Annotated in this window: 15 protein-coding genes; 5 read left to right on the top strand and 10 right to left on the bottom strand. The window is 41.9% G+C overall.

What is annotated here, in order from left to right; genetic code table 11:
* The first annotated feature begins 186 nt into the window (after positions 1 to 186).
* From AC5590_RS00810 to clpB, 4 genes are all read left to right on the top strand, one after another.
* A complete protein-coding gene (locus AC5590_RS00810; RefSeq protein ID WP_169267906.1) occupies positions 187 to 813 on the top strand; it encodes a 4Fe-4S single cluster domain-containing protein in 627 nt (208 codons plus the stop codon).
* Positions 814 to 1,133: 320 nt separating this feature from the next.
* Complete coding sequence (gloA, locus tag AC5590_RS00805; protein WP_169267905.1) at positions 1,134 to 1,568, top strand: lactoylglutathione lyase; 435 nt, start codon at positions 1,134 to 1,136, stop codon at positions 1,566 to 1,568.
* Positions 1,569 to 1,764: 196 nt separating this feature from the next.
* Entirely contained in the window at positions 1,765 to 3,540 is a 1,776-nt protein-coding gene (locus AC5590_RS00800; RefSeq protein WP_169267904.1) for an iron uptake porin, read from the top strand.
* A 185-nt stretch (positions 3,541 to 3,725) separates the two neighbouring features.
* Entirely contained in the window at positions 3,726 to 6,395 is a 2,670-nt protein-coding gene (clpB, locus tag AC5590_RS00795) for an ATP-dependent chaperone ClpB (RefSeq protein WP_169267903.1), read from the top strand.
* A gap of 1,058 nt (positions 6,396 to 7,453) precedes the next feature.
* Here clpB and AC5590_RS00790 read toward each other — a convergent pair.
* The 9 genes from AC5590_RS00790 to AC5590_RS00750 form a co-directional block, all read right to left on the bottom strand.
* Positions 7,454 to 7,900, bottom strand: a complete 447-nt coding sequence (locus AC5590_RS00790) for a Spy/CpxP family protein refolding chaperone (protein WP_169267902.1) — start codon at positions 7,898 to 7,900, stop codon at positions 7,454 to 7,456.
* 154 nt (positions 7,901 to 8,054) lie between these two features.
* The gene (locus AC5590_RS00785) at positions 8,055 to 8,207 is read right to left on the bottom strand and encodes a hypothetical protein (RefSeq protein ID WP_169267901.1); all 153 of its coding nucleotides are present in this window, start codon (positions 8,205 to 8,207) and stop codon (positions 8,055 to 8,057) included.
* A gap of 71 nt (positions 8,208 to 8,278) precedes the next feature.
* The gene (locus AC5590_RS00780; RefSeq protein WP_169267900.1) at positions 8,279 to 8,617 is read right to left on the bottom strand and encodes a hypothetical protein; all 339 of its coding nucleotides are present in this window, start codon (positions 8,615 to 8,617) and stop codon (positions 8,279 to 8,281) included.
* Entirely contained in the window at positions 8,614 to 9,201 is a 588-nt protein-coding gene (locus tag AC5590_RS00775) for a sigma-70 family RNA polymerase sigma factor (RefSeq protein ID WP_246162921.1), read from the bottom strand. The genes AC5590_RS00780 and AC5590_RS00775 overlap by 4 nt, the downstream gene beginning before the upstream one ends.
* 185 nt (positions 9,202 to 9,386) lie before the next feature.
* Entirely contained in the window at positions 9,387 to 12,374 is a 2,988-nt protein-coding gene (locus tag AC5590_RS00770) for an HAD family hydrolase (RefSeq protein WP_169267898.1), read from the bottom strand.
* A 118-nt stretch (positions 12,375 to 12,492) separates the two neighbouring features.
* On the bottom strand, positions 12,493 to 13,452 hold the full coding sequence (locus AC5590_RS00765; RefSeq protein WP_169267897.1) for a fatty acid desaturase family protein: 960 nt from the start codon (positions 13,450 to 13,452) through the stop codon (positions 12,493 to 12,495).
* A 221-nt stretch (positions 13,453 to 13,673) separates the two neighbouring features.
* A complete protein-coding gene (locus AC5590_RS00760) occupies positions 13,674 to 14,729 on the bottom strand; it encodes a patatin-like phospholipase family protein (RefSeq protein WP_169267896.1) in 1,056 nt (351 codons plus the stop codon).
* Positions 14,719 to 15,669 (bottom strand): diguanylate cyclase regulator RdcB family protein, encoded by a 951-nt coding sequence (locus AC5590_RS00755; protein ID WP_211178688.1) that lies wholly within the window; start codon positions 15,667 to 15,669, stop codon positions 14,719 to 14,721. Before AC5590_RS00755 ends, AC5590_RS00760 begins: the two co-directional genes overlap by 11 nt.
* Before the next feature lies 1 nt (position 15,670).
* The gene (locus AC5590_RS00750; RefSeq protein WP_169267894.1) at positions 15,671 to 18,202 is read right to left on the bottom strand and encodes a dynamin family protein; all 2,532 of its coding nucleotides are present in this window, start codon (positions 18,200 to 18,202) and stop codon (positions 15,671 to 15,673) included.
* 434 nt (positions 18,203 to 18,636) lie between these two features.
* Between AC5590_RS00750 and AC5590_RS00745 the strand changes: the two genes are divergently transcribed.
* Positions 18,637 to 18,801 carry a hypothetical protein gene (locus tag AC5590_RS00745; RefSeq protein WP_169267893.1) on the top strand — a complete coding sequence of 55 codons (165 nt, stop codon included), beginning with the start codon at positions 18,637 to 18,639 and terminating at the stop codon, positions 18,799 to 18,801.
* 81 nt (positions 18,802 to 18,882) lie between these two features.
* Here AC5590_RS00745 and AC5590_RS00740 read toward each other — a convergent pair.
* The coding region (locus AC5590_RS00740; protein ID WP_169267892.1) for a hypothetical protein at positions 18,883 to 19,085 on the bottom strand (203 nt) is incomplete at its 5' end.

Raw genomic sequence — 19,085 nt, 5'->3', positions numbered from 1 at the left:
CGACTGCGAACCCGAAGGGTGAACCCGAAGGGGGGTGAGGTCAAATCAACGACGTAGTATAAGGATTTGAATGTTAAGTTGACACCAATGATTACTCCCTCTCTCCCTTATCCTCCTCAAAAGTTCCTCAAACTTTTTTGCATCTACCCTGCAAATATGTATATCCCTTAACAAGAGGAAAAGACAATGACCCAAAAGAAAACTCACCCTTACCCAGCTTTAATCGAAATTCCTGCCGGATATCTCAACATTATGGGCTATATCGATGAATCAGAGGTGAATGGTCCTGGGTGTCGTGCTGTTGTTTGGGTGCAGGGGTGTTTGCGAGAGTGCCCAGGTTGTTTTAATGTTGAGTCCTGGTCATTTGAAATGAATCAACTTATATCAATTGACAGCCTTGCGGAGAAAATTTTGAGTAATCCTCGCAACCAGGGAGTGACATTTTCTGGAGGGGAACCGTTTTGGCAAGCCCCTGCACTGGCGATTCTCGCTTCTAAGATAAAAGCCGGTGGAATGAATGTGATGTCTTTTTCTGGGTTTACCCTAGAGCAGTTACAATCCCAACATGCCCCAGCTGGCGCTCAAGACCTCTTGAACCAATTGGACATTTTAATTGATGGTCCATATATCCAGTCGTTAGCACTTAATTCACCATTATCTCCTGTTTCTTCCAGCAATCAACGTGTTCACGTTTTTAATCCTGATTTGAAAGATCAAATTACCTGGGCAAGCGACCAAATAGAAGTTCATATTTTCAAAGACGGTAGTCGTCTGATCACTGGCTACCGAGGAGGGCTGGAGTTGTCGCAGTGAGGGAATGAGGGGGTGAGGGGGTGAGGGAGAGTAAAATCCTCCTCATCTGAGATCTTGCACAATTCTCACACCTTGCATTCTCGTCCGCCTGGGATTGAAATCCCAGTCTCATAGCAAAAGTCGTCTAAAGACGACTGCATAAGCTTTGAAGTCTACTAAAGTAGACTTGGGCTGTGAGCCTCGGAATTAATTCTGAGGCGGTCAAAATTGGCTAATTTAAAGTGATGCAAGATCTGAGTCATCTTCTCCAGTATGAAAACGGTTGCCAGATTACAATATTGAGCTGAACCACAAAACATCAAAGCAAAAGTGAGATAATTATGCGATTCTTGCACACAATGCTACGGGTAGGTAACCTTGAAGAATCCCTGAAGTTCTACTGTGATCTCTTGGGAATGAAGCTATTGCGTCAAAAAGACTATCCTGGGGGAGAGTTTACTCTGGCTTTTGTTGGTTACGGTGATGAAAGTGAAAAGACAGTGCTAGAACTTACTTATAACTGGGGTACGGAAAAGTACGAATTGGGAGATGCTTACGGACATATTGCCATTGGAGTTGATGATATTTACACGACTTGTGAGGAAATCAAAAAGCTTGGTGGTAAAGTCGTACGCGAACCAGGACCAATGAAACACGGTTCTACAGTCATTGCTTTTGTGGAAGATCCAAATGGGTATAAAGTAGAACTGATTCAGACGAAACCTCAAGAAGAGGCTGTGAAACAAGAAACAGAACCGCAAATGGTAAACCAGTAAATATAGCAGTTACCAGTTACCAGTGAGTCAGCGCTGCAGGAGGGTCTCCCGACCTAGGCGACTGCGAACCCGAAGGGTTACCAGTTACCAGTTTTGACTGTTTACTGTTCACTGTTTACTGTTCACTGTTTACTGTTCACTGTTCACTGTTAAGCGTTCCCTGCTATATAACCAAAAGTAAAAAAGTATAGGTGTGATGGAGTTGAGCGTAAAGCAATGTCTCAGGCAAAGAATTCGTTCTGGAAATTTATGGGCTTGGAGTTTACTCATTTGGGGAATTCCTAGCCAAATCATCTGCTTTCCAAAAGCCGCGAATTCTTTGCCTTCTCCAAAGCAGCAAGAAACTGCTGTTCCGATTTTTTCTCAAGAAAATGACTTGTATGAGGCGATACCAGAGAATATTAAACAGTCTGCTGGTGAAGCAACAGCGGCAGAATTTCCCGAAGCATCTGTAATATCCCTGGATACAGAGTCCCAATCTGTAAACAAATCTGGTAATCTGAACAAAAATGCCCAGATGCCAGATCCCCCGACTCCAGCCAATGAGTCTGGTAATCCTGACACAAATATCAATACGTCACCTCAACAACCTTCGGTTTCGCAATTGTCTGATGTTCAACCGAGTGATTGGGCGTATCAGGCGTTGCGATCGCTCATGGAACGTTATGGTGTCCTCTCTGGTTATCCGGATCACACGTTTGGTGGAAACCGTCCTCTGTCTCGTTATGAATTTGCTGCGGGTTTGGCGGCTACGATGGATAAACTCGATAGCCTGATTGGCAGTGGTTTTCGCGATGAGTTCATTCAGCAAGACTTGATAACTTTACGACGCTTAGAAAGAGAATATCGTTCAGCTTTGGATGACTTGGCAAAAAGACTCAACAAAATGGACGATCGCGTGACGCGGCTGGAAGCACATCGATTTTCCGCGACAACCAAACTTCAAGGTCAAGCTATTGTTGCTTTTACACAAGGTAGTGGTGCTAATTCTACCATAGTCTCGCGCGAGCGGTTGAATTTATTAACTAGCTTTAACAGTAATGATTTACTCCTGACTCAGTTAGAAGCTGGTAACAATGGCGATGATGCTATAGGACGAGCACAAAAAAGCAAAAACTTAAACCTTCTGGGAACGAGTGGTTTAATCGCCAGTGGTGGCGGACTAGATTATGTGGATGTTGACTCCGCTTTTAAGCTAAGACGTTTGTACTACTCTTTTCGTCCCGCGTCAGATTTATCTGTGAGTGTTGGAGCAAAAATGTCTCCAAGAGATTTCATTGATCGTAATAGATATGCTAACAACGAGGCGGTTGATTTTAGTTCCAGTTTTTTTATTAATAACCCTTTGATTGTTCAAAACCAAATTGACCGATATGGCGGTGCAGGAGTGGCGATATCCTGGAATCCAGGTGGTAGTGCATTGACAATTCGTTCTCTCTACATCGCTGCTGATGCAAATGTTGTCAGCTCAAATGGCAGTGGTGGTTTATTTAAGGATAGATATCAAGCCAGTGCAGAAGTGGAATACTCACTCAGCAATCAATTAGCATTAAGACTACAATATACTAGGGCCGAAATCAACAACACCGACATTAACGCTTTCGGGGTTAATGCCGAATATGCCTTAAACAGGAATCTAGGCATTTTTACTCGCCTAGGATTTGGGAATTACCAAGGGTTTAACACCGCGATTAACCAAAATTTGGATATCAATCCTTTTAGTTGGGCAGTCGGCTTTGGTATTCGTAACCTCGGGATTCCCGGTACAGTTGGGGGTATCGCCGTAGGTCAACCTTTTGTCACCGATGGTTTGGGAAATAGCACCCAGACAAACATTGAGGCATTTTATAATCTGGAGCTAAGCGACAATGTTAGTATCACACCCATATTTTCAGTAGTCACAAACGCAAATAACGATAGCTCAAATAATACCATCTGGCAAGGTGCCTTGAGAACGGTGATTTCCTTTTAAAGTCAGCGGCGAGTCATGATTAAAGGGCTGATTGCAAAGTATTCTCAAATTGCAACCGCAGATACAAGCGGATACACCCTAAAAATGATTGGATATTAATTTGACAACATCTACTTTAAAATCCAAAATCTAAAATCTAAAACCCAAAATCCGAAATCCAAAATCTAAAATCTAAAATTGTAAAGATGCAGCCTACAGATCCAAATAAATTTACTGATAAAGCTTGGGAAGCAATTGTCAAATCACAGGATATTGTTCGAGCATATCAACAACAGCAACTTGATGTTGAACATTTACTGATTGCGTTATTAGAGGAACCCACTGGACTTGCAACACGCATTCTCGCCCGTTGTGAAATTGACGCCTTGCGCTTGCAACAGCAAGTAGAAGCATTTACCCAACGTCAACCGAAAGTGGGTAAATCTGAGCAGCTCTATCTTAGTCGTAGCTTAGATACATTACTAGACCGAGCTGAAGAAGCAAGAGCTAGGATGAAAGATTCCTACATTTCTATTGAACACTTGCTTTTAGCTTTTGCAGAAGATGAACGCATCGGACGAAAGATATATAAAAGCTTTAACTTAGACACCGCAAAGCTAGAGGCTGCGATCAAAACAGTTCGCGGTAGCCAAAAGGTGAGCGATCAAAACCCAGAATCTCGTTACGAAGCTCTGCAAAAGTTTGGCAGAGACTTGACAGAACAAGCAAAATCTGGTAAGCTTGACCCGGTGATAGGACGGGATGATGAAATCCGCCGAGTCATACAAGTATTGTCTCGTCGTAGTAAGAATAACCCTGTACTGATTGGTGAACCTGGAGTTGGAAAGACGGCGATCGCAGAAGCATTAGCACAGCGTATAGTCAATGGTGATGTTCCAGAATCTTTGAAAAACCGCCAACTCATGTCATTGGATATTGGTAGCTTGATTGCTGGAGCAAAATACCGGGGTGAATTTGAAGACCGATTGAAATCTGTCCTCAAGGAAGTGATAGAATCCAACGGTCAAATTGTGCTGTTTATTGATGAACTGCACACCGTCGTTGGGACTGGTTCGGGCCAACAAGGGGCGATGGATGCAGGAAATTTGCTCAAACCCATGTTAGCGCGAGGAGAACTGCGTTGCATTGGTGCAACAACTTTGGATGAGTACCGCAAATATATAGAAAAAGATGCGGCTTTGGAACGGCGTTTTCAGCAAGTTTTTGTTGATCAGCCCAGTGTGGAAAATACAATTTCTATTCTGCGGGGGCTGAAAGAGCGCTACGAAGTTCATCACAATGTTAAAATTTCGGATTCAGCGCTGGTAGCTGCTGCAACACTATCTGCGCGTTACATTTCTGACCGCTTCTTACCAGATAAAGCTATTGACTTGGTGGATGAAGCAGCGGCACAGTTGAAAATGGAGATAACCTCCAAACCAACAGAATTGGAAAATATTGACCGACGGTTGATGCAGCTAGAAATGGAAAAGCTGTCGTTGGCTGGGGAAGAGAAAGCTACGATTCAGACAAAAGAGCGTTTGGCGCGAATTGAGCAAGAAATTGTCAATTTGACGGAAAAACAGCAAGAATTCAATGGACAGTGGCAAGGTGAAAAACAGCTACTGGAAGCAATAAGTGCCTTAAAGCAAGAAGAAGAAAAGCTGCGAGTGCAAATTGAACAAGCAGAACGCGCTTATGATTTGAACAAAGCCGCACAGTTGAAGTATGGCAAGTTGGAGGGAGTGCAGCGCGATCGCGAAGCCAAAGAAGTCCAGTTGCTAGAAATTCAAAGTACAGGTGCAACCCTGCTACGCGAACAGGTGACGGAAGCCGATATTGCTGAAATTGTGGCGAAATGGACGGGAATTCCTGTAAACCGCCTGTTGGAATCTGAACGCCAAAAGTTGCTGCAACTTGAGACACATCTACACCAGCGAGTTGTTGGACAACAAGAAGCCGTTTGTGCTGTCTCAGCAGCAATTCGTCGTGCGCGTGCGGGAATGAAAGACCCCAGTCGCCCGATTGGTTCGTTCTTGTTCATGGGACCAACAGGAGTTGGTAAAACAGAACTCGCCCGCGCTTTAGCACAGTTTCTCTTTGATTCTGATGACGCTTTAGTGCGTTTGGATATGTCCGAGTATATGGAGAAACACTCCGTTTCCCGTTTGGTAGGTGCACCTCCCGGATACGTAGGTTACGAAGAAGGTGGTCAACTTTCCGAAGCCATTCGTCGTCGTCCGTACTCGGTGGTGCTGTTGGATGAAGTGGAAAAAGCTCACCCGGATGTGTTTAATATTCTGTTGCAAGTATTAGATGACGGCAGAATTACTGACTCGCAAGGACGAACAGTAGATTTCCGCAACACTGTGATTGTCATGACCAGTAACATTGGTAGCGAACACATACTGGACATATCTGGTGACGACGCCAATTATGAAAAGATGCAGAACCGAGTCATGCATGCTTTGCGATCGCACTTCCGTCCAGAATTCCTCAACCGCGTTGATGACACCATTCTCTTCCACACCCTCAGCCGCAGCGAAATGCGACACATCATCCGCATTCAACTCAAGCGGGTGGAAAGTCTTCTACAAGAACAGAAGATTTCTTTGGAGATATCAACAGCCGCTTGTGATTACCTCGTGGAAACAGGATATGACCCAGTATACGGCGCACGTCCCATTAAACGAGCACTGCAGCGAGAAGTGGAAAACCCCGTCGCGACTAAGCTATTGGAGAATACTTTTGTCCCTGGCGACACAATTGTGATTGACAAAGCAGATCATGGGTTGACGTTTAATAAGAAAATGGTGGTGAAGGTGCCAGCAGTGCAGAATAAGACCTTGTTAATTGAAGCATCACGTGAGGTGTGAGATTTAGCAGTAGCTACAGTGTACACACAAGTCATCGAATTACCCAAAACTCCCAAAGGAACCTCACCCAACCCTGTCGGGCATCCCTCTCCAAAGCTCGCAGAGGGAAAGATTTTAGCGCCGATTCAAGCGAGGGTGAGGTCAGACCTGCAGTGCGAATGACGGTGAGGGGGTCGCAGTCTTGGACGCCACCTGCTTTATGCCGGGAGACCCTTTCGGCAGTTCCTCCTTGGGGAAACCACCAAGACCGGACTGCCTCACCACCGCAGTGGCTCCGTTTCCCGTCGATTGCGTTTGCGCAGCGCCAAAGTCTGCCGGGGGGAGTATCCCCCCGGCGAGCTTTGCCCCTTAGGGGCTACCCCCGAACCCGGAGGGCTCTCCCGACCTAGTAGGCATCTGGCGTTAGCGTAGCGTGTCCGGAGGACATCCCCGGAGGGTGAAAAGCGATCTGGTGTGTACACGGTAGACTAAGGAGAGGGGAAGGGGTGAGGTTTCGCACTGTACTTTTAGAATTAGAATCAGAACGCTTACTTTATTTGGGGGAGCTGTTTGCCTTTTTACTGCCACCAGAGACAAACTACTAGACTCTATAATTAAAAATTGGATTTGCTCTTTTGGGAAAAGTTTATATAATACTTGTATACTATGCGGCTGTTTTCACCTAGATGAACTACATCGTTCGTAAGGGTGCAATTTTTTTGTACTCCTGCGACTTTGGTCTATCTATCTGAAAATTGCCGCAATTCTCAATTTTGTGTGTTTTTGCTAAGCCTAGATTGTTGACAATCTAGGCTTTTTATAGTATCGCAGTCGCCAGTTAGATTAGGACACGAACTAATGAGAAAACACGCTCACCAAGAGATTTTCAAGTCTGTTAAGCGTTAAGCGTTCCCTGTGTTTCTTAAAAGCTGTTAGGGTCGCATAAATTCTGGGCTACCCAAGATTAATGCTGCCTGGAGTTGGGGGGCTGCACTGGTTGAGTACGATTCCTCCTAGCAACACAAAAGTTGATACCACCCAGTACTTTGGTTTCATACTCGTTCTGGTTTGGAAATTTACTACCGTTTGTTGTGCATTTGCTCAGCAAACTTCTGCCGTTGTTCTGGGTTCAAAACTTCTCGGATGGCAAGTGTATTGTCAAACTGAATATCAGCAAGCTCCTGTCTGAGCGTTCTGAGTTGGTTATATTTATCGCGCACTTGGTCTTTGGATGCTGTCGCTGCCATGAGAGCTTTCAATTCCTGCTGCGCTTGACGAATTGCCTGTCTTTTTTGGGCAGTTTGGTCTTTGGATTGAGTACGAATCGTTTTAATTTGTTGTATCTGCTGTGGTGTCAGGTTTAAATCCTTCAACCACCCAGCTTGACCACGTTGCGGACGCTTTGTAGGTGCGGGGTTTTGAGCAAGGACTTGAGGTAACATTGAATTTGGCTTGGCAAGAGCGATACTAGTACCAAGAGCAATCATTGTAGCCGCAATTATAAAAGTAGTACGATGGAGAAACATAAAACTTGTCTTTAGTAACTAGTAGATGAATAGAACGTACTCACTACGCACACATGCGATAGCTTCTCTACGAGACGCTGCGCTTACGCGATCTGCGCTCTGCGCAGAGCGGCTGTAAAGATGATTGGCTTTGCCCAATTGCTACTTCAAGGATTCAGTCTTGCCTTGTACCTGACAAGACATCCAGGAAAGTTCCATAATAAATAACTACAAGAACAACTATGAATCTTGCTACTATTTTAAGGGCAGATATTTGTATGGCAGCGATCGCCTTGGTTTGTTGCAATATTGAGGTAGTTGAAATCATAGTTGTTTGTTTATAATTTGATAGTGTGACAGCGCTATTCATCGGATGTTCAAAGTGTTCATCCTTGTAGATTAATCAGTCGCTGGTTCATTTTGGTAAAAAACATCGCCTTCTGGGCTAAGTATACAATGCCAGTTGTTTTCGATAAATGTCTCTAAAGTCGCAACTTCAGCTGCGCTTGGTTGTATAGGTATTAAGGCACGATAACTAACCACAGCAGCTACTAATCCAGCTGCTATAACGGGTGGAACCAACCACATCTGTGAAAAGTGGCGCACAAGTTGTATGGGCGAAACTTGTACCTGTTGTAAGATCCGCTTTTCCAAATCCAGTGATGCAGGTGGAACTTTAGAACGATGCTGACGCAGAAAATGAATTAGGTCTTTGTCATCATTCGGAAACTCACTCATAACAGCACTCCTTGTTGCTGAAGAAATTGACGCATGGCAGCACGGGCGTGGAATAGGCGTGACTTGACTGTTCCCAAAGGAATGTTTAAGATTTGAGCTACCTCTTTTTGAGGTACTTCCTCTAAGTCATGCAAAACCAAAATCGTGCGATGGTCAAAGCTCAAATTTGCTAGTCCCCTCTGCACCAAATCTTGATAATGCAAATCCATTAGATCCGGGGCATCTTCTTGAATAGGAGTTTTTTCAGTAAGGGTCTGTAATTGAGTCCGCCCTTGAATTACTCTCTGTCGCTGGTCAGAAGCCACATTCCAAGCAATCCGGTAAAGCCAGGTGGAGAATTTTGCCGTTCCTCGAAACTTGGGCAAACCTTTCCAAGCTCTTAAAAACACCTCCTGCACCAAATCATCCAGGTAAGATGGATCGCACAGCTGATAAAGGATTGACCTCACTCGCTGCTGATGGCGACGGTAAAGCTGACGAAAACTTTCAGAGTTGCCACAAAGACATTGTTGCACCAAGTAACTATCAGATTCGTTTTCTGAGTTACCGTTGAATTGACTTTCTTTTGAAACGTTAAGTGGCACAACTAACACCTGAGGAGTACCTCTCTATTCGTTACGTTGCTTGTTTTTAGCTTGTATTTATAAGACCGGATGACTGGGAAAAAGGTTCAATGGTGATCAAGTTGCCCGAGTTTTAGGACGTGTTTTCAAACTATCAAGCCTCCAGTGGGAGGATGAGAACCCCTCCAAATGTAGTATAGAGCACCTTATCCCCGAATAAATTGCACATTGCGTAAAGGTTGTCGAATCCACTGATGACGCTGATTTGGTACTTCTTGAAATCCAAAGCGATACAAAAGGTCAGTAATTATACTTAGCTTGATTCCCAAATTCATTGCCGCACGTTTAACATCAAACCGAACCTTCACCGGCAAATGCTGTCGTTGCTGGGCTAAAAGCTCGTTCATCGCGTCTCGGATGCTATCTGTGCTCATCTCGAAAAATTGGTCAGCCAAGGGACTTTTAATGCGTTCGATCGCTATACTTACAGCTTCTTGAATCGACCCTTTATTTTCCACAATCGTTAATCCATGTGCTAAAGCCATTTCGACGATGCGATCGTGGATTTGTCGAATCAGATCAAAATTAGCCTGATACCGTTTGGCACTTCGCTGCGTTGCTGACTCAGACCGAAGGGTAAAATGTTGCCAATGCTGTTCGTGATCAACTTGCACAATCAGCCAATCAACATTGAGGAGTTCAAAAATTGTCTCTGATAATAACCCCGGCATTAACCCTACACCTTCAATTAATGCCGATGTGTTTTGTTTTTGTAATCGTTGAATGAGTCCTTCCACCCCGATCATCGTCAAAATTGCCTGATTATAATATAATTGCATACTCCCCTCAAACGAGGACTGGTATAAAGCAGGAAACGCGTTTTCTGCTTCTTCTTCACCAAACAGAAAATCTAGAATCGCTTTGGTATTAGCTCGTCCGGCCTCATCAGTAGAAAATAATTTTTGAATTCCAAAAAGTTGAGCCAGTTGCGTTGAAAGAGTTGATTTGCCCGAACCGGATGCCCCACTCACCAAAATAATCGTCGGCTTAGTCAAGTCTTTCCACTGTGGCAGATCATATAGCCGTCGCATCAATGTTCGCATAAATTCATAGAGATCCTCGCTTAGAAATTGTTCACGCACCTCGTCTAACAGGGGATCTTGATACAAGGCGACTTTCTCCTGCTCTTTGAGAATCTTCCAATCGCGATACTGCTGGAAATAAATACTTTCTAACTGATCAATCTCCTGCTCCCATTCAGCAACCATGCGTTCTAAGGGCATTAAATCTATTGATATCTCTTGTGCATCTAGTTCTAACTGCTGATACCATTCTTCTAGTTGACGCAATAAAAATGATTGAGTTTGTTGTAAACTCGATGATTCAAAACTTAAGATCAGCGTTTTTTGCAACTGTTTAAATGATTCTTCAATCGGCTGCCACGGCACAACTTGCATCGATTTCAAAACAGTAAGCTGTCGCAGTAATTGCTCCATGAATTGCTTGAGTGTTTCTAAATCCTCTACTTGAGTTTGCAATTGGCTTATCAAACCTTGAATGCTCGGCTGACGGGACACATCCAAGACATCAATGTAATCAACGATCTTGCGTATAATCTCTGGCAGTAAGCTTTTCTTTAGGATAGACTCTGTTTCTTCTGTGTCACTTACATGAGTTGCAATGTCTTGCGGTATTTCGCTTTCCTGTTGCAAAGTAGAAAAATCGCGGTTTTGGTTGAAAAATAGATCTGATGTCTCGAAGAGTTTCAGTACAATCTGACGAGCATCATCATAAGTGTATTCAGGTAATATGGCTAGTCTATGAATGAGAGCATACTGATAACTTACCAATTGACCAAACTGAAAATGTGTCGCATAAAGCTGTTCATAATGTTGCTGAAGCAGCGTATAAATTTGCTTGTCTGATACTGCATCAATAATTGGCTGATGCTTTTTTGCTTGCGACCAATTCAGTTTTTCATGACGAATGCGAAACGGCATCAACTGTTCAAGGGCAAGTTTTGCTCGCTCTCCTACAGAATTCTCAACCGCTGTGAGTTCTCGTAATGTTTGGACAACTTGCTTGAGTTGTTCTTGCTCTAATAATTCTTTCAGAACGGGTTGGTCAGCTAACTTTTGCCCTTCGTTGGCATTATAATGAACTCCTAATATTCCTTCATATTTAAAGGCTTGATTTAAGTTTTTGACTTTATCATCTACAAAAATTGTTTGCTGCCCAATTCGTTCATACTGAGTCGTCCAAAAATCTAGCCATCGGCTGGCAAATGAAGTGACATCAACGGCAGCATAACCAAGTTCCTTTAATACTTGATTATATTGTGCGAGCGCATACTGGCTCACTTGCTCTAAGTTAATTCGTTGTTGCTCATATGCTACAAAGTTTTCAGCTTCTTTGTTTTCTTGAAAGATAGCTTGCCATAACTGAGAAATTGCCGAATTTGGTAAGTCTAGCTGTAACACGTCCTGAGCAAAGCGGTCAATAAAAGCGTGCTGTTTAAACGACAAATATATTTTGGGATTAGGTTTGCTAACACCAAACTTCTCAGATACAATTTGAATCAGTCCTTGCAAATAATCGAACTCATCCTGTTCCAAGAAATATTCTATTTTTGCCATAAAATTATTAGTTAACCCATACTGGCGGATTCCTAGTCGCTCAAGGCGCTGCAATATCTCGCCAGTTTCATGCTTGGGTTCGTAATGACTGTAGTAGAGAATTAGAAAATCCCGAATCTCTTGATTGGTAATCTCAATCTGTTCTTTTCCTGTAGCCGCAAACGCGGTATTAAACTGCCCAATTGAGTGAGCAGCAAATTGTTCCGGAGTTGCCTGACCAATTTTGAGAGCATCATAATTCACACCAGGAATCGGATCGCTTTTAAAGATAATCTGCCAAAGTTGGGTTAGTTGTTCAGTACTTAAATCAACTCCTTTTGAGCGTGCATATAGTTCAATAAAAAATTTATTATGTCCATCCATCAAGACACCGCCAAAATCCCAGGCGATCGCATATGTATTATGAATTCGTAAAAGAATCTTTTCAATTTGTTGTAATGCTTTAAGGCGTGAATCTTCTGTACCATTTTTGATAAAATTAACAAACTCCGGAATATTTTCCAGCCGATAACGGTCTTGATGCTGGTAAGCGAATTGTTCTTCAAGATTCTTTGGCATTTGTCACACAGCCTCAATGTAGTTAATGATGCTCTCAAGAAACACAGGGGTGTAAGGGCTTCGCCGTGAGCGCTCAGCCGAACGGTGTAGGGGTGTAGGGGAAAACTGTGTAGTCTTTTCAAGCCGGTCGTCCCGATGTAACAATAATATCCCTGTTGACTTTGATGTAGCCTGGCTCAATGTGGGCAAAGTGTGAACTCAACTGTTGATGGGCTTTCGGCAGTGCGTGGAAGGGAATTGATGGGTATAAATGGTGCTCTCCATGAAATGGCATATTCCACATTAAAAATCGCACAGGCAAAAGCGTCAGTGTTGTGCGTGTATTCGTGAGCAAATTCGCGTCAAGAGTGCAACCTGTATGTTCTGCTAGTAGAATAAAACGCAGAATCGGCTGACCAACAACGAGCGGTAGTAGCCAATAAAGGATAAACCAAGGCTGTCTGACTGCAAATGAGAGGACGATTACCACTACATAAACAGCTAATTGCCAGCGAGTTGAGCGAATCACTTCACCTCGTGCTGTTTCTGGCACAAATGGACAATCGTCAAGTTGACCAAGTGCGGCGCGAAAATGCCCGCGTATCTTTCCTTTCCACCAGGGTAAACCACTAATTATTAACAAGTATTTACCCAGATTGCTCGGCTTGGGATCAGTTAGTTCCGGATCTTTGTCAGGAACGCGAGTGTAGAGGTGGTGCCATTTGTGGTAGTGACGGAAAAAAGTACTGTTGTAAAATGAGAGCAAGCCCGCACACCAAGCAACAGCATCATTCACAGAATTGTTCGTGAAAACGTTTCTGTGAACGCATTCGTGCATAGGTGCAAACATGGCAGCAATACTAAAGCCGTAAATTGCCAGTGCAGGTATTGCTAGCGACCAATTGCCAAAGTTTGTTACCCACAGGTAGCCACTGCATCCGATGACAGTTAGATGAAAAGCCAGTTGAACCAGCCCTTTGTAGTTAGAGCGCGTATTCAAAGCACTTAATTCTCGTACACTCAGAATCTGGCGGGGATTGTGGGGCTTATCGGCTGAGGGAGTCGATAATTCTGGTTGAGTCATTGCATCACTAGACATAATCATTATAATTAATCGTAATTAAACGTACGATACAATAAATTTTTATCAAGTGTTGGTAAATTGAACCCTCTGCGGTCTAAAGACACGCAGAGGGGTAAGACACATCAAGTGAAATTTCTTGCTCAAATTTTTGGAGTCGCTGCATAATCAAAGCTTGCCAAATAGCACGTTTATCTCAAGAAATTTTTGCAACACAACAGTCGCAACGCCTGTTAGGTTTAGTCAATATGGAAATCATCATTGTCTAATTCATTTATTGCTTCATCTCGTTGCTTTTTAGCCTGATTGGCTATTTCACGAATATGGAGAGGACGAGCAACGCTTTCATAACAACGTTGAGTATCTTCATAACCTTGTTCAATCCAAGATTGAATATTTTTGGCATCAAAGTCTATTAAGTCTTTTGCTAGACCTTGTTGACGTTTTATAAATCTTCCTGGACGAATTTCTAAAACAGTGGTGTTTGGAAAAGTCTTTGAAAAAGCATTACGATCCCATAAACTCCCATCACTTAGATGATTGACAATAATATGGGTACAATTTGCTAATTCAAGCAATGGAGTGATGGGAGTATTGCCTTGGACATTTCTTACACCTCCTTGACCACCATCTGAATAGAAATAGTTAGTTTCATTCACCTCGATCTGTTTAGCCTTAAATAACAGGGGAAGAGCAGCTGAAGCAAGAATGGCTATGGGTTGTTGAGTTCGCTTCAGGGATTGAATATGTAAAAACTCAGAATGTTTCGTATTATTTAAGTTTACTGAAGCTATAATTGCAGAAAATAAATCATTCAAGCTACCTTGACTTCGATATACGGAAACGTATAAAGGTAAACCTTTCTGAAGTTTTTCTAAGTCTAAATATTTATCTAACAACCTATGGATAGAACTTTCATCCCCCAAACCTATGTTTTCCGAAAATAGAGTCTCAAGATTGGCTACACTTGATAATGGATCACTTGTTCCAGCTATTAGTGGAGCAATTTGACCAAGCAATATCCGACCAATGTAGTTAATTGTTTCTGTACTATTAATCTTGATCGGACTATTAGCAGCAAGTGAATCCCAAATTTCCTGTAAATGTGTAAATGCTATTTTGAGATTGGGTTCTGCTGCTACAACTGCACCATTTAAAGCACCAATACTAGCACCAGCGACGGCATCAATTGAAATGTTCATGTCAGCTAGGTATTTAATCACGCCTACATGATATGCACCTCTAGCACCACCACCAGATAAAACCAAGCCTACTCGATAAGGTTTAGTAGTCATTGTTGCCCTGTATTCGTTTTTTGTTTTCATACATTAAATGGTTAATTGCGTGTTCTCCTGAAAAAACGCGAGGAAAATCATCAGGAAGTCCAGATTCAAGTAAGGCAGCATTTCTAATCGCCCAAGTAACAGGAGTAGTTTGTCGATCTGCCCAATTGCTCAAATAGCTCAGCGCTTCACGCGATTCTTCAGGTAAATTCTGAATGGGAGATAACCATTCTTTTGGAAACATTAACTGAGAAACATCACCTTTTAAATCCGTTTCCATCAGAATTAAAGCTTTATCACCTAACTGTTCCATCAGTTGACACACTTCGCTTGTTCCAAATTTTTTTCGGCAGTAGATCCCAAACTTACCCCAGTAAAGTTCATCTATCATTAAATAGAGTCCTGCTAGCGGTGGATATTTCTTCGAGTACCTTGCTTGCCATTTGATAAATACCTGATCCAAATGAGCTTGAGCTGAGAGGTATTGAACTTCAGACTCTAATCTAGTCCAACGGTTCTCAACTTGAATTTCAAATTGTTCAAGGCGTTGTTCAATCGCTTGCACATTTTCTGCTAGCTCGTTGTGTCGCTTTTGTAAGCGCATCAGACCTGTACGAGTTTCTGCTAACTTACCTGCCAAGCTAGTAACAGCAATATCACTTTCACCTTGATGGAGTTGAATATCCTGTAGCCAAACATAAACTGTGTTGAGGCTAGTAATTATATTATGGTCAATGATTTGTTGACGTTGTGCTGTCTTACCAGTGATGGAATCCCAGATTCTTATGAAGAACTTATTGTTAGTTCGGTCACGGAATCGCAAATGATCATCAAGAACCTCAAGACCGTTGACATAATCGACTATTGCTTTTTCTGTTAACTGAGGATGTAGCTTTCGCAGTTGATCCAGTTTAGTTGGGTTGTCTCCATCATTTTGATTAAATTCTCTCATGTCACTCCAAATTCTGCTTGATGGATTCAACATCTTGTTTATGCAACTCTGCCCGGTCTTTCAATTCACTAATTCGTTGCTTTAGCTTATTCTTTTCTTCAACACTCAGTTGATGATTATCAATACTATCTTTCAAGTCTCCTCGGAATCTTTCAAGATAATATCTTAAATCATTGAAATAGTCGTCTAATAGAGGTTTAATTTTTTGATTAAGTAAAGCTTGGTTGTTTGTGCTTAGTTCTTGAATACTACTGTCCAAACTTGTCAGCACCTTTTTCCCGATATCTGCCACATCAACAACGTAGTAATTTATATCTTGTGAATGTTCATAAGACTCGTATCCCCAATCAGGCTTACTAAAAAAACTACCAAAAAATCGCGATACACGACCCCGCCAAAAACCTTTAACCTTCCTAGATCTAGTTTCTGATATTTTTTGACTAGAATTTTCTATGCTCGATAGCAAAAGTTCAGCAACATCAATATCGTTACTCTCAAAATCTAAGTTTGGAACATTAAAATCAACTAAAAAACCTTGATCTTTTAATCGATCTTTGGCATTATCTAGTATTTTTCCCACCCTGTATGTCATTGTTTGAGTAACTGTTTGTTCAAAGCTATTTGATAAATAATTTAGTGCTGATTCTAGCTGTTTTAGATAATCATCGATAATATAACTAATCGTTTGATTTAGTTGTGCTAAAAACTCATTCGCTTCGTTTTTATAATCGAATCGAATTTTTGGATTCTCCGGATTAAATGTATAATATTTTTGTTGTACATTATCACTCTGGATTTTGTTCAGATGTTCTATCAGACGTAATTTTTTACCGAAGAATGGAGTGATCCAAAATTCATTAAGTCGTTTTTGAATTCTTTCTATTTCAGTTTCTTGTTTAAGTCTTTCTTGTTCTTTTTGCTCTAACTCCTGCTTTTCTTGTTTTTTTCCCTCATTAAAGTAGCCTTCCAAGGCTGATTTCAACTCCTGCTTCATCGTTTCATATTCTTGTTGAGCAGCTTCTAAAAATTTATTTATCAACTGTTTTAACTCTTGATCGGCTTTTGCTTCAGCATTTTCAATTTCTTCTATATCTTGTGCCAAACCATCTATCAGTTGCTCAATCTCTTCTACACTTTTAGTCAAAGCACCACGGCGTAACTCTAGAAAATTCTCCAGTTCTTTTCCATGAACCAACAATTTTGCACTAGCAGATTGCATACTTATCAATGCAGCTGTACTTGCTGCTTTTAAAATTACTTCGTTGAGAAGTTGGTTAAAGTTGCTGCGAGTAAGTAGCGTTTTTGCGTTGTTACGAACTTCCTGTACATCCCGAATATCATCTTCCCAAGAAACACCAAAAGCCCGTAAAGCAAAATCTTCCACCCAAAAATTTTCTTTATTTCGATAATCTGGTAAGTCTTTATTTCCCTCAGTCTCGTTTAGGGCACGATTAGAGAGGTAAGCATTAAGAGCAGATACCGGATACACTCGATCCTCTCTAATTCGCCCTTGCAGAAAATTTTCTGCAGCATAACGCTTTACTTCCTCAAAGGTCATGCCGTTACGATCTTTTCGATCAAACTGATTGACGAGAACAAACAAACGGTCTCCAGTCTGCTCAATCTGGCTTACTAGTTCTTCACGAATTTGACCTTCCGCTTCAGATCTTAATTGAGCGTAATCGACAACTGCTAATACTGCTGATGCTCTTGCTATTTGAGTTCTTAGTACTTTGCGTAACTTTTCACCCAGCATCAGTTCATTAGGACCAGGTGTATCTAATACAGCAAACTTTCCTGTGGTTAGTGGCTTTACATCAGCTAAATGGAAAAACTCTACTTCAATAATCGGTAAATCATATATATTTTCATAGTCTTCAATGGGAATATTAACAGAGATCTTAGAGTCTATAGCTAACCGTATCAAATCATTAAAAAACTTTAACAAATTGAATATGTTCTCTTGCCCCTTATAGCGGTCTTGAAAATGATAAAATTTTTCCTCAAGAATGCTTTGAATTAGCTCTTTTCCATATTTGTCTTTATACAGTTCTACTGAGTCTAATTGGTTACTCTTTTTCAAATAAGACAATTTTTCCTTGATATCATGAACCATCTTTTCAATAGGCTGATATTTCGGAAAATATAAAACAGGTTCTTTTTGTCCTATCTTATGCCTAATTAATGTTGGCAAGGAAGTCATTGGATGATTACGATTGGGTAATATCTCTGAGCCTACAATGGCATTAATGGTAGTTGATTTACCGGCTTTCATAGTGCCTATCACTGCCAAAACCATTTCTTGCTCGTTAACCTTTTGTGCTTCGTCATTAATAATCTTTTTCCATTCTTTCACTGTGTGGCTGTCGGTTCTTTGCTGTCCGTCCTCACTATTTTCCTTAAGTAAGTCAGGCATTTCCAGTAACTCATCTAGAAGATCATTCTGATTGCTAATCAGGCGTAGAATTTCTTTACAAGTTGCATCAATCAAATCAGTGTGCATCATTTTTTCTCCTTGTTTACCAAGTTGCATGATTTCAACCGTGTTCTTGTCCACATTTATGACTCGTGGCGACTAATGGTAAGATACTTTAAAGCTTTACGGAATAATCAATCATTCTGCCGCTTAAGTATCCCATTTGAGACTGAGCATAAGTTTGGAAACTTTTCCCTTCTCGTATATTCTTAATAGGTGCAGGCACAATCAACTTATGCACTTCTGGGGTAGAAATAGAAAAAAATGCCAAAAAATCCCTCACACGAAGGGCATTACTGTGAACTACCCAACACCAATCCTGACGGGCTACGGCGTAAGCTTCCGACTTGATTGACCGTTGCCCCTTTCTCTTACGAGTAGGTGTTCTTATACAGACTTCATCAGCAGTAATGGATTCCTTCCGTTATTGTTTTGTAATATTCGTTCGCGCAGCGTGGCTGAAAGCCTTATGCCTTCATTCTTTATGTTCAATGATGCGTGAAGAAAATTCACCGAGTTCGCTACCTGTACTTACAATTGGGAAGGTTGATCGCCTCTATGAACCTGACTATAGAGAACGCTGCGCCAACCGTATTGTAGAAATTGTGATGTACATTAACGATTACATGGGCGCGAGTCGTATTTTCATTCCGTAAGATAGCTTTGCAGCTATATGCCTATCCTCGGAATCGAAGATAGCCACTTTTACCGAACTGGTAGGGAAATCCGAATCCCTGCTATCGGGTAATCAATGCTGCAAACCACGAGCGATCGCCCAAAGAGCAGACGCAATCATGCGTATCGCAGAAGTTATGAGGGAAAATTAGGCGATCGCTATTTTTATTTAAGTCCACGCAGGTGGTGAGACAGCGCGAATGACGGCTTTCCCGACCTAGGCGACTGCGTAAGCGCAAAGCGCACGCGGCTTGGGCGTAAGCGC

This window comes from Brasilonema octagenarum UFV-OR1, assembly GCF_963888615.1.
GTDB classification, from domain to species: Bacteria; Cyanobacteriota; Cyanobacteriia; order Cyanobacteriales; family Nostocaceae; genus Brasilonema; species Brasilonema sennae.
This window is presented reverse-complemented; position numbering and strand designations above follow the sequence as displayed.